The organism is Methylocystis sp. MJC1, from assembly GCF_026427715.1.
Taxonomy (GTDB): domain Bacteria; phylum Pseudomonadota; class Alphaproteobacteria; order Rhizobiales; family Beijerinckiaceae; genus Methylocystis.
Genome location: NZ_CP107558.1, coordinates 230,077 through 242,836, shown reverse-complemented (window position 1 = coordinate 242,836; position 12,760 = coordinate 230,077). Strand labels below are relative to the sequence as shown.

At 64.9% G+C, this 12,760-nt stretch carries 14 protein-coding genes; 8 read left to right on the top strand and 6 right to left on the bottom strand.

All coding sequences use genetic code 11. From position 1 onward, the window contains the following. Positions 1-11: 11 nt before the first annotated feature. The 3 genes from OGR47_RS01180 to groES all read right to left on the bottom strand — a co-directional run bounded on the left by OGR47_RS01180 (position 12) and on the right by groES (position 2,419). A complete protein-coding gene (locus OGR47_RS01180; protein WP_165054901.1) occupies positions 12-158 on the bottom strand; it encodes an aa3-type cytochrome c oxidase subunit IV in 147 nt (48 codons plus the stop codon). A gap of 293 nt (positions 159-451) precedes the next feature. Next, positions 452-2,086, bottom strand: a complete 1,635-nt coding sequence (gene groL, locus OGR47_RS01175) for a chaperonin GroEL (RefSeq protein ID WP_165054902.1) — start codon at positions 2,084-2,086, stop codon at positions 452-454. A gap of 45 nt (positions 2,087-2,131) precedes the next feature. Beyond that, on the bottom strand, positions 2,132-2,419 hold the full coding sequence (gene groES / locus OGR47_RS01170) for a co-chaperone GroES (RefSeq protein ID WP_016919950.1): 288 nt from the start codon (positions 2,417-2,419) through the stop codon (positions 2,132-2,134). A 306-nt stretch (positions 2,420-2,725) separates the two neighbouring features. On the opposite strand from groES, the gene lspA reads away from it, so the two are divergent. The 5 genes from lspA to OGR47_RS01145 all read left to right on the top strand — a co-directional run bounded on the left by lspA (position 2,726) and on the right by OGR47_RS01145 (position 8,217). Then, the gene (gene lspA / locus OGR47_RS01165) at positions 2,726-3,259 is read left to right on the top strand and encodes a signal peptidase II (protein ID WP_165054903.1); all 534 of its coding nucleotides are present in this window, start codon (positions 2,726-2,728) and stop codon (positions 3,257-3,259) included. An 80-nt stretch (positions 3,260-3,339) separates the two neighbouring features. After that, positions 3,340-3,966: a hypothetical protein gene (locus tag OGR47_RS01160; protein WP_206527478.1), complete on the top strand. Its 627-nt coding sequence runs from the start codon at positions 3,340-3,342 to the stop codon at positions 3,964-3,966. Positions 3,967-4,050: 84 nt separating this feature from the next. Further along, the gene (locus tag OGR47_RS01155; protein WP_165054904.1) at positions 4,051-5,400 is read left to right on the top strand and encodes a M16 family metallopeptidase; all 1,350 of its coding nucleotides are present in this window, start codon (positions 4,051-4,053) and stop codon (positions 5,398-5,400) included. Between the two features lie 54 nt (positions 5,401-5,454). After that, positions 5,455-6,738 carry a M16 family metallopeptidase gene (locus OGR47_RS01150; protein ID WP_165054905.1) on the top strand — a complete coding sequence of 428 codons (1,284 nt, stop codon included), beginning with the start codon at positions 5,455-5,457 and terminating at the stop codon, positions 6,736-6,738. 30 nt (positions 6,739-6,768) lie between these two features. After that, the gene (locus tag OGR47_RS01145) at positions 6,769-8,217 is read left to right on the top strand and encodes a carbohydrate porin (protein ID WP_165054906.1); all 1,449 of its coding nucleotides are present in this window, start codon (positions 6,769-6,771) and stop codon (positions 8,215-8,217) included. Between the two features lie 16 nt (positions 8,218-8,233). Here the strand turns inward: OGR47_RS01145 and fabI are convergent, their stop codons facing one another. Beyond that, positions 8,234-9,091: an enoyl-ACP reductase FabI gene (gene fabI, locus OGR47_RS01140; RefSeq protein WP_165054907.1), complete on the bottom strand. Its 858-nt coding sequence runs from the start codon at positions 9,089-9,091 to the stop codon at positions 8,234-8,236. A gap of 198 nt (positions 9,092-9,289) precedes the next feature. Here fabI and OGR47_RS01135 point away from each other — a divergent pair, with 198 nt between their 5' ends. The 3 genes from OGR47_RS01135 to ppa all read left to right on the top strand — a co-directional run bounded on the left by OGR47_RS01135 (position 9,290) and on the right by ppa (position 11,348). Beyond that, a complete protein-coding gene (locus OGR47_RS01135; protein WP_165054908.1) occupies positions 9,290-9,790 on the top strand; it encodes a sigma factor-like helix-turn-helix DNA-binding protein in 501 nt (166 codons plus the stop codon). Positions 9,791-9,797: 7 nt separating this feature from the next. Further along, positions 9,798-10,685, top strand: coding sequence for an anti-sigma factor family protein (locus OGR47_RS01130; RefSeq protein ID WP_165054909.1), 888 nt, complete (start codon positions 9,798-9,800; stop codon positions 10,683-10,685). A 126-nt stretch (positions 10,686-10,811) separates the two neighbouring features. Beyond that, positions 10,812-11,348, top strand: coding sequence for an inorganic diphosphatase (ppa, locus tag OGR47_RS01125; RefSeq protein WP_165054910.1), 537 nt, complete (start codon positions 10,812-10,814; stop codon positions 11,346-11,348). A 150-nt stretch (positions 11,349-11,498) separates the two neighbouring features. On the opposite strand, the gene OGR47_RS01120 is transcribed toward ppa, so the two are convergent. Continuing rightward, positions 11,499-11,870: a DUF1636 family protein gene (locus tag OGR47_RS01120; RefSeq protein ID WP_165054912.1), complete on the bottom strand. Its 372-nt coding sequence runs from the start codon at positions 11,868-11,870 to the stop codon at positions 11,499-11,501. 117 nt (positions 11,871-11,987) lie between these two features. After that, positions 11,988-12,680 carry a Crp/Fnr family transcriptional regulator gene (locus tag OGR47_RS01115; RefSeq protein ID WP_246729800.1) on the bottom strand — a complete coding sequence of 231 codons (693 nt, stop codon included), beginning with the start codon at positions 12,678-12,680 and terminating at the stop codon, positions 11,988-11,990. Positions 12,681-12,760: the final 80 nt, after the last annotated feature.

Here is a 12,760-nt window from a genome sequence, read left to right as displayed (position 1 = left end):
TTGGGCTTATCTTATCGCGCGAAGAGCACGTAGAGAAGGACGAGGGTTATCGCCGATCCGGCCGCGGAAAATTTCAGCAGCCAAAGGAAACCATTGTAGGTCTTTGCGTGTTCAGCCCAGTCCGCGTCGGTGGACGCCGAGCCGCGATTGCTCGCCATCAGAATGCTCCCAAATTTTAAGTTTGCCGCGCGAACAGAGCCGCCGCGCATGAAGGCGATGCTAACCGAGCCTCGACGATCCCGCAACGTCTCACCGCCGCGCGCTTTCGTCGCTGGCGCACAGGCGTCTCAGATTGGCCGTCATTGCGAGGAGCGCTGCGACGAAGCAATCCAGGGCGGCGCCGTGGCTCTGGATTGCTTCGCTTCGCTCGCGTTGACGCGCGGAGATCGTTCCAAAAGAAAAAGCCCCGAGGTTTCCCCCGGGGCTCTCCAATCTCTCTGACCGACCGGACTTAGAAGTCCATGCCGCCCATGCCGCCGCCCGGCATCGCCGGCGCGGTTTCCTTCTTCGGCTGCTCGGTGATCGTCGCCTCGGTGGTGATGATCAGGCCGGCGATCGACGCGGCATCCTGCAGCGCGGTGCGCACGACCTTGGTCGGGTCGATGATGCCGAGCTTCACGAGATCGCCGTACTCGCCCTTCTGGGCGTCGAAGCCGAAGGCGTAGTCGGCCGACTCGAGCAGCTTGCCGACCACGACGGCGCCGTCGCCGCCGGCGTTGTCGACGATCTGGCGCGCCGGGGCCTGGATGGCCTTGCGCACGATCTCGACGCCGGTCTTCTGGTCGCCGTTGGCCGTGGCCACGCCGTCGAGCGCCTTGATGGCGCGCAGCAGGGCGACGCCGCCGCCAGGCGAGACGCCTTCTTCGACGGCCGCGCGGGTCGCGTTGAGGGCGTCGTCGACGCGGTCCTTCTTCTCCTTGACCTCGACTTCCGTCGCGCCGCCGACGCGGATCACCGCGACGCCGCCCGCGAGCTTGGCGAGACGCTCCTGGAGCTTCTCACGGTCGTAGTCGGAGCTGGTCTCCTCGATCTGGCCCTTGATCTGGCCGATGCGGGCCTCGATGTCGGCCTTCTCGCCGGCGCCGTCGATGATCGTGGTGTTCTCCTTCTCGATGCGCACGCGCTTGGCGCGGCCGAGCATGGGGAGCGTCACGTTCTCGAGCTTGATGCCGAGGTCCTCGGCGATCATCTGGCCGCCCGTGAGGATGGCGATGTCTTCGAGCATGGCCTTGCGGCGATCGCCGAAGCCCGGAGCCTTGACGGCCGCAATCTTCAGGCCGCCGCGCAGCTTGTTGACGACGAGCGTGGCGAGCGCCTCGCCCTCGATGTCCTCGGCGACGATGACGAGCGGCTTGCCGGTCTGGACGACGGATTCGAGGATCGGCAGCAGCGGCTGCAGCGTCGACAGCTTCTTCTCGTGGATGAGAATGTAAGCGTCGTCGAGCTCGGCGATCATCTTCTCGGCGTTAGTGATGAAATACGGCGAGAGATAGCCGCGGTCGAACTGCATGCCCTCGACGATGTCGGTCTCGGTCTCGAGGCTCTTGGCCTCCTCGACCGTGATCACGCCTTCATTGCCGACCTTCTGCATGGCCTTGGCGATTTCCTCGCCGATGAAGCGGTCGCCGTTCGCCGAAATGGTGCCGACCTGGGCGATCTCGTCGTTGGAGGTGACCTTCTTCGAGTTCTTCTTGAGGTCGCCGACAATGGCTTCGACCGCGAGGTCGATGCCGCGCTTCAGATCCATCGGGTTGAGGCCAGCGGCCACGGCCTTGACGCCTTCCTTGGCGATCGAAGCGGCGAGCACGGTGGCGGTGGTGGTGCCGTCGCCGGCAATGTCGTTCTGCTTGGAGGCGACTTCACGAACGAGCTGAGCGCCGAGATTCTCGAACTTGTCAGAAAGCTCGATCTCCTTGGCGACGGTCACGCCGTCCTTGGTGATGCGCGGCGCGCCGAAGGACTTTTCGATCACGACGTTGCGGCCCTTGGGGCCCAGCGTGACCTTGACAGCGTTGGCGAGAATGTCGACGCCGCGCAGAATGCGGTCGCGCGCGTCGGTGGAGAAACGGACGTCTTTGGCAGCCATTTTAAAACTCCTGAATGGGTTGGAAGCGGTTCGGGCCTTGCCGAGTTATTCGACGATGCCCAGGATGTCGCTTTCCTTCATGATCAACAGGTCGTCGCCGTCGATCTTGACCTCGGTGCCGGACCACTTGCCGAACAGCACGCGATCGCCAGCCTTCACGTCGAGGGGAACGAGCTTGCCGCTCTCGTCGCGGGCGCCCGGGCCAACTGAAACCACCTTGCCTTCCTGGGGCTTCTCCTTGGCGGTGTCGGGAATAATGATGCCGCCTTTGGTCTTCTCTTCGCCTTCGATGCGCTTGACCACGATGCGGTCGTGCAGGGGACGGAACGCCATTGTAATGTCTTCCTTATTCTGCGCGTCGGGCAGGAAAGTCCGCCCGTCGCAAGCCATAAGCGAAATTATTGGCACTCTCTTACGACGAGTGCCAACGCGCGTGGAGATAAGATCGGGCCGCTCCGATGTCAAGGTTTTGCGGCGCCGCAACCAAACCGGCGCCGGGAGCCGCGCTGCGCGTCGGCCCTGTCTCACAAATCAGGATGTCGAACGGATAACGACTAGCCGCCACGGCGCCGGGACGATATCAAGACAAAATCGATAGGCCGGTCGCCAAGCGGCGTCCCCGGAATCCGCAGAGTCGCAGTGCCGCCCTTTCTCACGCCCCCCCGCGTCCTCGGCCTCGCCGCCGCCCTCGCGGCCGCGCTCGCCGATCAGGCCCACAAATATTGGATGCTCGATATCTTCGGCATCCAAGCGCGACAGCCGATTACGCTCGCGCCCTTCCTCGACGTCGTCCTTTCCTGGAACTACGGCGTCTCCTACTCGCTCTTTCAGACGCATGAGGGCGTTGGACGCGCCCTGCTCCTTGCCGGGCAAAGCGTCATCGTCGCGGGCCTCCTCTGGTGGCTGTGGCGCTCGCAAAGCCGGCTGACAACGCTCGCGGTCGGCCTTGTCGTCGGCGGGGCGCTGGGCAACGCCGTCGATCGCCTCACGCGCGGCGCGGTCGCTGATTTCTTCTACTTCCATACGACGCTGCCGGTGGGGCCGCTCGCCAATTACGTCTTCAACGTCGCCGACGTCGCCATTTCGGCGGGGGTCGCGCTGCTTCTCTTCGAGAACATTTTTGCGCCGGCGCCGTCGGCCCAGGACGCGACCGACTTGCGCGGGCGCCACTAATTCGCCAATAAGGCGAGCGTATTGTTAGCGGATTGCGCGTTTTTTCATGCGCTTTTCGTTCCGGGCAAGGAGTTGGTATCATGAAGCTTGCACGATTTCGGCGCCGCGCCCTCCTCGCGCTCGCTGGTCTTGCAGCGGCCTATGGCGCGCCTGCCCAGGCCGCGGACGATAAATCCACCGTCAGCGCGGTCATGGAGCTCGTCGGGGTTTCCTCGGACCCCAGCGCCAGCAAGATCGACTATAGCGAGCGCCCCAAGCTCGTCTTGCCGCCCCGCGCCGGCGATCTGCCGGCGCCGCGCGAGAACGCCGGCCGCCCTGGCGGCTGGCCGGTCGACACGGCCACTGCGCGCCTGCGCAACACCGACCGCTACGCCAAGGTCCACAATGCAGAGCCCGAAGAGCGCCAGCCCGGTTTGCTCGAACGCGCCCTTTCCGCAGGCAAAACCTCCAGCGCCCCCGTGCAGGATGAGCCCGGGCGCCGCATGCTGACCGAGCCGCCCTCCGGCTACCGCCGCCCGACCAAGGATTTGAGCCAGATCTCGGACCCGGAGGCCACGAAGGGCTCCTGGTGGAACCCGATGTCTTACTTCGGCGGAGACAACGCCCCGGCGGCAAAGGGCGCTCCTGGCCAACAACAACAGCAAGCCCAATCCCAGCACCATTTCTACCTGCCGTTCATCTCGAAGGAGGTCGGCGCCAAGGATTGAGTTCCGGCGAGGGTCGTTTGGGCCTATATAGGAGAGAATGTTCTCCAGCTTCGGGCGGCCACACGCCGCCAGAAAGGCCCTTCGATGTCGTCTTCCTCTGCGTCGTCGACCGCATCGCTCACCCCGGGCGCGGCCGGCGACTCGGCGCATGCCGGCTCCAATATTTCGAATTTCAAGCTCGATAATGGTCTCGAGGTCGTCGTCATTCCGGATGTGCGCACTCCCGTCGTGACGCACATGATCTGGTACAAGAACGGCTCCGCCGACGATCCGCTCGGCAAATCCGGCATCGCCCATTTCCTCGAACATCTGATGTTCAAGGGCACCAAGAACCATCCGCAGGGCGAGTTCTCCGATCTCGTCGCCGAGCTCGGCGGCCAGGAGAACGCCTTCACCAGCTATGATTACACCGCTTATTTCCAGCGCATCGGCAAGGAGCACCTCGGTGCGCTGATGGCCTTCGAGGCGGACCGCATGTGCAATCTCGTCCTGACCGACGAGGTGGTGACGCCTGAGCGCGACGTCGTGCTGGAAGAGCGCCGCATGCGCACCGACAACGACCCCTCCTCCCAGCTCGACGAGGCCGTGCAGGCGGCGCTTTACGCACATCACCCCTACGGCACGCCGATCATCGGCTGGAATCACGAGATCGAGAGCCTGAACCGCGAGGATGCGCTCGCCTATTACACCCGCTTCTACACGCCCGAGAACGCCATCCTGATCGTCGCAGGCGACGTAGAGGCGCAGGAGGTCTCGCGGCTCGCAACCGCAACCTACGGGAAGGTTCCAGCCCGCGCCGAGCCGCCGCGTCGCAACCGCACCAAGGAGCCGCCGCATCGCGCTCACCGTCTCGTGTCGCTCGCCGACGAGAAGGTCGAGCAGCCCACGCATGAGCGCGTCTTCCTCGTGCCCTCCTACAAGACCGCCGGGCCCGGCGAAGCGGAGGCGATCGAGACGCTCGCCCATATGCTCGGCGGCGGCGCCACCAGCGCGCTCTACGAGACCCTCGTCGTCGACGATAAATATGCGGTCGGTGCGGGCGCCTATTATCTCGGCTCGGCCGTCGACGACACGCGGCTTTGGGTCTACGCCACGCCGGCGCCGGGCGTTTCGCTCGAGGAGCTCGACGAGGCGATCGACCGGGTGATCAAGCGCTTCACCGAGAAGCCGATCGACGAAGCACATCTGCGCCGCGCCAAGACGCGGCTCATCGCGGACGCCATCTATGCGCAGGACAGCCAGGCCTCGCTCGCCCGCTGGTATGGCGAGGCGCTGGCCACCGGGCTGACGATCGAGGACGTCGCCGCCTGGCCGGATCGCATGGAGGCTGTCACCGCCGCCGACGTCACCGCCGCAGCGAAGAAATGGCTCGACAAGCGCCGCGCCGTCACGGGCTTCCTGCTGCCGGCGGAAGAAGGCGAAGCTGCCGCCTGAGCCCATTCAGGCCGGCGCCCGGCGCCGGCCGTTCTCTTTATCTTAGGATTCCGCATGACCGCCCACGCCCCCGCCGTCTCCATGGCCTCGCGCGCCGAGCATGTGCAGCGCATCGTCACGCCCGGCGGCGTCACCGCCTGGCTCGTCGAAAGCTACGCCGTTCCGCTCGTCGCCTTGGAATTTTCACTGCGCGGCGGAGCCGCCCAGGACCCCGCCGACAAGCCGGGTCTCGCGACATTGCTCTCGGGCCTGCTCGACGAAGGCGCGGGCCCCTATGACGCGCGCGGCTTCCACCGCGCCGTGGACGAGCTCGCCATTCACATGGGCTTCGGCGCTGACCGCGACTCGATCTCGGGCCATCTGCAGACGCTCGCGAAGAATACCGACAAGGCTTTCGCGCTCTTCAAGCTGGCCCTCATCGACGCGCATCTCGCCGACGCCGACGTTGCGCGCGTGCGAAGCCAGGTTGTCGCCGAGTTGAAGCGCGACGCCAATGAGCCGGACTCTATGGCGGCCAAGGCCTTTCGCGAGGCGGCCTTTCCTGGGCATCCCTATGGCCGCCCGGCGCGCGGCGAGCTTTCCTCGATCGAAACACTGTCGCGGCCGGACCTTCTCGCCTTGCGGCAGAGGCTATTTGCGAAGAAGGATCTCAAGATCGCGGTCGTCGGCGCGATCGACGCCCAGACGCTCTCGGAGCATCTCGACGCGACCTTCGGCGCCCTGGCGACCGACAATGATCTCTCGGAAGTCGCGCCGATCACGCTCGCCGGCGTCGGCGCGCGCCATGTCGTGACGCTCGACATTCCCCAAACCACGATCCGCTTCGGCCGGCCGGGCGTCTCGAAGCACGATCCCGATTATTTCGCTGCGGTGGTCGCGAACCACATCCTCGGCGGCGGCTCGTTCACCGCGCGGCTCTTCCGCGAAGTGCGCGAGAAGCGCGGCATGGCCTATAGCGTCTATTCCCAGCTCAACGAATATGACCGCTGCCCCATGTTGATCGGCGCCGCGGCCACCAAGAACGAGCGCGCCGGCGAAGCTTTGCGGATCATCGAGGAGGAGGTGCGCCGTTTCGCGGAAGAGGGCCCGACCGAGGAAGAGCTCGACAAGGCGAAGAAATACCTCATCGGCTCCTATGCGCTACGCTTCGACACCTCGACGAAGATCGCAAGCCAGCTCGTGCATCTGCAGATGGACGGTTTCGAGCCGAGCTATCTCGACGAGCGCAATGGCAAGATCGCCGCCGTAGGGATGGAGGAGTGCAAGCGCGCGGCGAAGCAGCTCTTTGGCGACGGCGGGCTGCTGGTGGCGATGGTGGGGCGGCCGGAGGGAATATAACGCCCGGCCGACCGGCTGTTGGGGTGAAAGATGCGCGCCGCCCGGCAGATTTGGATCGCTTTCGCCGCTCTCCTGTTTTACCCGATCCTGGCTACGGCGGGCGACAACGCCGCGCCGCCGTCGCCGAAAGACCGCCGCCATGCGGTTGCTGTCGCCAAGGTCGATAAGCACGCAGATACGCCCGTCTCGCTGCGGCAAATGCTGGCCGACGCCGGTTTGACCTTCATCTTCACCTATTATGGGGACGGTTTTTCGAACCCTGTCGGCGGCATAAGGAAAGGGCCGGGCTATGACGCGCGCCAGGGCACGATCATCGACGGCGATCTCGAGAAGCTCCTGAGCCTGAAAGGCGCGGTTGTTCACGCCAGCATTCACGCCGTTCACGGCTCCCAATATGGTGCGACGAACCTCGGCAATCTGATGACGGTCAGCGCGATGGAGGCGCCGTCGTCGTTCCGGCTTTTCAACCTCTGGATCGAGCAACGGCTCGGCAAGAACGCAAATCTGCGTGTGGGACAGTTTTCGGCCGCCCAGGAATTCCTTGTCAGCGAGAACGCCAGCCTGTTCGTGAACAATACATTCGGCTGGCCCGCTTTGCTCTCGCAAGATCTTCCCAGCGGTGGCCCCTCCTATCCGGAGGCGACGCCTGGCGCGCGTCTGCTCCTCAAGCCTTTTGAAACGCTCACCCTGCTCGCCGCCGTCTTCAACGGCGATCCCGCCGGGCCGGGCCTCGGCAACCCGGTCTATCGCGATCCGCATGGTCTCGCGTTTCGGCTGCGGGACCCGCCGCTGTTCATGACGGAGATTGGATACGCCCATGGCGAGGACGGCGCTGAAATAGAACAGCCGTTACAAGAGGGAACGGGCGCGCGCGTCTGGGCAGAGCCGGGTTCGGGACCTCTGCCCGGGCGGATCAAGGTCGGCGCCTGGGCGCATGCGGGCGCATTTTCCAACGAACGACTCGATTGGAACGGCGCGCCGCAAGCTTACTCCGGCGCGCCGCCGATGCGGCATCATGGCGATTACGGGGTTTACGCCGTCGTCGATCAGCGCCTTTGGCGCTTCGCCGCCTGCAAGAACTGCGGCTTGAACATATTTGCGCGCACCATGTTTGCGCCGAGCAACCGAAATCCGCTCGATCTTTATTTGGACGGCGGTCTAACGATCAAAGGGGCTTTTGCGTCTCGTCCAGAGGATACCGCCGGCCTGGCGCTCGCCTTCACCCGCGTCTCACCGAACGCCATCGCCTACGACAGGGATGCAAACTTCTACAATGGAACGCGCGCGCCGACGCGTCGCTTCGAAGCGACGCTCGAAGCGACCTATCAATGGGCGCTGCAGGAGAAATGGTCGATACAGCCGGACATCCAATATATTTGGAATCCGGGAGGGCACGTGCCCAATCCGCGCGACATCACGGGGCTCACGCCGATCCATAATGCGCTTGTGATGGGCGCGCGCACCATTCTGAAATTCTGAGAGGCGGCGCGCCGCCTCATTTCTCCTGCGGCAGCAGCGCCAACAAATCCGCCATCTTCGGCGCGGCAGCGGGATTCATCATGCCTACGACATGATAGCCAGCGTCGACATGCAGGATTTCACCGGAGACGCCACGCGACATCGGCGACAGCAGATAAACCGCGCTCTCGCCGACTTCCTCGATCGTCACGACGCGGCGCAGCGGCGAGTTATATTCGTTCCAGCGCAGAATGTAGCGGAAGTCGCCGATGCCCGAGGCCGCCATGGTCTTGATCGGGCCGGCGGAGATGGCGTTGACGCGGATGTTCTTGGCGCCGAGATCGGCGGCGAGATAGCGCACCGACGCTTCCAGCCCCGCCTTGGCGACGCCCATCACATTGTAATGCGGCATCCATTTCTCGGCGCCGTAATAGGAAAGCGTGAGCAGCGAGCCGCCTTCCGGCATCAGCTTTTCGGCGCGCTGGGCGATGGCCGTGAAGCTGTAGCAGGAGATGTTCATCGACATCAGGAAGTTGTCGAGCGTGGTGTCGACATAGCGGCCGTCGAGCTGGTCCTTGTCGGAATAGGCGAGGCAGTGGACGACGAAATCGATCTTGCCCCACAGCTTCTCGACCTCGGCGAAGATCGCGTCGATGGTCTCGGGCTCGGAGACGTCGCAGCGTCCGACGACATGCGCGCCAAGCTCGGCGGCGAGCGGACGCACGCGCTTCTCCAACGCTTCCACCTGAAAGGTCAGCGCGAGCTCGGCGCCGGCCTGCGCGCAGGCCTTGGCGATGCCCCAGGCGATCGAGCGATTATTGGCGACGCCCAGGATAAGGCCTTTCTTTCCGGCGAGAATTCCAGCGAAAGGGGCGGGCGCGGCTTGGTCGGTCATCGGGGGCGTCCATTTCAGGTGCAAATAGTGTGAAGCCGCCCTTTAGCGTGGATTTTCCACAAAGGAAACCCTGAGCGCGACAGCCGTTCGGTCCGCAAAAATGCTATAATGCGCCCATAGCCATTTGTAGCGCGTTGACCTATCATCCCATAGGAAACGCCACTAATGGCGCTGGTCAAGCCTAACACTGGACCACGGATGGGGAAGAAAGCCGAGATCCTGGAGAGGCTGGGAGGCATAGCGCCTGCCCTGCGCCGATATTCGCGGGCGCTTTGCGCCGGCGCCGGCCATACGCTTTCCGACGAGCTCGTGCAAAGCGCCCTGCAAAACGTCGGCGCGCGCATCCGCGCCAGGGAACTGCGCCCCGCCGATCTCCAGGAGGCGCGGCTCGAAGCCTATGCCGCGCTCACCGCTTCCGCCGCCAAACGTCTGACCGAGGCGTCGCGTCCGACCCCGCGCCATCCGCCGATCGTCCACGGGCTCGCAGAGCTTTCCCTCGACGATCGCGCTGCGCTGCTGCTCGTCTCTCTCGAAGGGATGGGTTACGAGGCCGCCGCGCGCGTTCTCGGCATTCAACGGGCGGCGCTGCTCTCCGGGCTCATGCGCGCCCGGACGGCGCTCGGCGTCGTGGGCCTGCCGCCGGCGGACGCCGAGAGCGGCGCGCGCCGCGCCGCCTCCCATCTGCGCATCGTGAAATAGGCGCCTCTTGCCCGCTTCCAGCATCATTGGCGAGGCTGACCTCCACGCTTTGGTCGACGGCGAGCTCGACGCCGAGCGCCGTCGCAAGGTCGAGGACCACCTCCTCACGCATCCCGCGGACGCCGCCCTTGTCGAGGGGTGGCGACGCCAGAACGCGGCACTGCGCGCGGCCTTCGAGCCGGCGGCGCTGGAGATGCTGCCGCTCTCGCTAAAAGACGCCGCGACCCGCACCAACGCGCCCCAGCAAGGGCCGATCGAGACGGGCGCCATCCATTGGGGACGGCCGGGCGCCTCGCGCCCCTCCCAGCGGCTCGATGAAATCCGCGCCAGCCGCCGACGGCAGGCGGCGCTCTCCACTGTTTTGACCCTGCTCGCCGGCGCCGCGGTGGCCGGCCTCGCCGCGCTCGTCTTCGCCGGGCGCAACGAGGCGCCGCGTCCGCCGGTTTCGGCTGTTCTCACGCAGAGCTACGCCGGTCGCGCCAGCCTGACGTACGCGACCTATGCCTCGGACGCCCGCCCGGTCGAGATCGAGGTTTCCCGGAAAGGCGAGCTTGTCGCCTGGCTGGCCGAGCGCGTCGGCTTTTCCCGGCCGCCCAATCTCGCCGGGCTCGGCCTGCGCCTCATCGGCGGGCGCGTCACGCCGGGCGTGGCCGCGCCCGCGGGCCTGCTGATCTATGAGCGCGCCGACGGCGCCCGCCTCGGGCTCTATTTCGAGCGCGCCGAGGCGGCGGGCGCCCCGCTCGCGCCACGCGCGGCGCAGGGGGTCACGGCGATCGAATGGCGCGCCGGGGGCTTCGCCTTCGTCCTTGTCGGGCCGCTCGCCCAGGAGGAGATGCAGGCCGCCGCGGAGAGCGCCGCCACCGCGATCGCCGCCGCGCCGGACGAAAAGCGCTAGCCTGGCGCGTGGCGCCCTAGAGTCCGCCTCGGATTAATGCTAGGTCCAGCCGCGATTCATCTCCCATGATCGCTCGGGCGCCTATATGCGCGCAAAGCGGAATTCTCTAAAACCGGAGCTAGAAGTATGCGTCTCGACGCCATTCCGATCGGCGCGAACCCCCCGCATGAAGTCAATGTCGTGGTCGAAGTGCCGCTCGGCGGCGAGCCGATCAAATATGAGCTGGACAAGGCGTCGGGCACGCTCTTCGTCGACCGCTTCCTCTATACGGCCATGCGCTATCCGGGGAACTATGGCTTCATCCCCCATACGCTCTCCGATGACGGCGACCCCTGCGATGTGCTTGTCGCCAATACGCGTCCCGTCGCGCCGGGCGCGGTTATTTCCGTGCGTCCGATCGGCGTGTTGCGCATGACCGACGAAGCCGGCGGCGACGAGAAGATCGTCGCGGTGCCGTCGCCGCGCCTCACCCAGCGTTACGTCGACGTGCACAACTACACCGACCTCCAGGAGATGACCTGGCGGCGCATCGAGCACTTCTTCGTGCACTATAAGGATCTCGAGCCCGGCAAATGGGCCAAGGTCGCCGGCTGGGGAGACGCCGCGGAGGCCCGCGCGCTGATCAGCGCGGGGATCGAGCGCGCGAAGGCGGAAAAGAAGTAATACGCATCATTGCGAGCGAAGCGAAGCAATCCAGAGCAGCAATCGCGACTCTGGATTGCTTCGTCGTTGACGCTCCTCGCAATGACGGGGCGGCGATTTTACCGATCGCCTCACGGCCTCCTCAGCGCTCAGCGCAGCTTCTTCGAAGCATTACTCGGCGTTGGAAAGCGGCGGCGTGCGCGAGATGACGCCCTTCTTGAAGCAGGCGGGCCGGTCCTTCCAGGCGACGATGCCATTCTCGCTTTCGGCGAAACGCGCCGCGGAGTCGATAGCCTCGTCGATGCTGCTCGCAGCATCGAGGTCGCCAATCACATAGGTCCACTTGTTTGCGCTGGCCAGAGCGATTGTCGCCGGCCGCTTGCAGACCGCGAGACATTCGACCGGCTCCACGCGGAAATGGAGCGCGCGCTCAGCCAGCCGGGACCGCAAGGCGTCGATGAAAGCCGCGCCGGGACGTCGCTCGGGATCGTTGCTATCGCGGCAAGACGCGCAGACGAAAATTGTTACATCATTGATCGGCACGCTGCTTCTCCCAGTCTCGGCGGAAGAAGTATTCGTAGCGAACTCCGCAAAGGTCAAGGACAAGCGCCATAAGACGCGCTCGCCTCGCTCAGAAAGAAGCTGCGACAGAAAGACCAGCTAGTCGCATTGCTCGGCAAGGCGCGAGACGCTTTCGACCAGCACGTCGCGCGTCTCCGTGCGCACGCCATGTTCGCGCAATTTGGCGAAGGCGCGCGAAAGCGTTTCCTGCTTCACGCCCAACCGCGCAGCGATGAGCCTTTTGTCATAGGGCAAGCGGAAGCGGCACTGTTCCTCGCCCGGCGGACAGAGTGAAAGGATGAAGCTTGCAAGCCGCTGATCGGCGTTCTGAGCCTTGAGCGCTTCGATCTCCGTGACAAGCGCCACGATCTTGTCCTTGGCGTCCTGCACGACAGCCGCGCAAAGAGACGGCGATTCTTTCATCAGCCGTGAGAAACGCGCTGCAGGAAATTTGAGGACCGAGGTCGGACCAATGGCTTCCGCCGAGACGCGGTAAGTTTCATTCGCGCCCGAAGGCGGTTCGCCCACAGTCTCGCCATCCGAGCAGATTCCGACAAGCGTCTCGTCGCCGGAAGAAGCAATGCGCAATACTTTGACATAACCGTGCAGAACGATGACGACCGCATTCACGAGATCGCCTTGGCGGAAGATGGCGGCCCCTTCGTCGAAGGTCTCAACCTTGGCCTCGAGCGCTAGACGCGCGAGGGTTTCGCTGTCGACGGAAGCAAAGAGCGGCAAATCCCGAAGCGCCGGCGGCTCGGCGAGAGTCGCTCGTGAATTCCGTCGATTCACGCGAGCCTTGCGGGATTCAGCGAATTCAAGTGCAATATCTCCTGTGTGTATTGTCACGTCCACGTCTCCCCTCGTCGCGA

What these genes read in the sequence shown, in the direction of transcription:
- OGR47_RS01180 (WP_165054901.1), bottom strand. Translation starts at nt 158, where the DNA reads ATGGCGAGCAATCGCGGCTCGGCGTCCACCGACGCGGACTGGGCTGAA.
- groL (WP_165054902.1), bottom strand. Translation starts at nt 2,086, where the DNA reads ATGGCTGCCAAAGACGTCCGTTTCTCCACCGACGCGCGCGACCGCATT.
- groES (WP_016919950.1), bottom strand. Translation starts at nt 2,419, where the DNA reads ATGGCGTTCCGTCCCCTGCACGACCGCATCGTGGTCAAGCGCATCGAA.
- OGR47_RS01160 (WP_206527478.1), top strand. Translation starts at nt 3,340, where the DNA reads ATGAAGCTTGCACGATTTCGGCGCCGCGCCCTCCTCGCGCTCGCTGGT.
- OGR47_RS01155 (WP_165054904.1), top strand. Translation starts at nt 4,051, where the DNA reads ATGTCGTCTTCCTCTGCGTCGTCGACCGCATCGCTCACCCCGGGCGCG.
- OGR47_RS01150 (WP_165054905.1), top strand. Translation starts at nt 5,455, where the DNA reads ATGACCGCCCACGCCCCCGCCGTCTCCATGGCCTCGCGCGCCGAGCAT.
- OGR47_RS01145 (WP_165054906.1), top strand. Translation starts at nt 6,769, where the DNA reads ATGCGCGCCGCCCGGCAGATTTGGATCGCTTTCGCCGCTCTCCTGTTT.
- fabI (WP_165054907.1), bottom strand. Translation starts at nt 9,091, where the DNA reads ATGACCGACCAAGCCGCGCCCGCCCCTTTCGCTGGAATTCTCGCCGGA.
- OGR47_RS01135 (WP_165054908.1), top strand. Translation starts at nt 9,290, where the DNA reads ATGGGGAAGAAAGCCGAGATCCTGGAGAGGCTGGGAGGCATAGCGCCT.
- ppa (WP_165054910.1), top strand. Translation starts at nt 10,812, where the DNA reads ATGCGTCTCGACGCCATTCCGATCGGCGCGAACCCCCCGCATGAAGTC.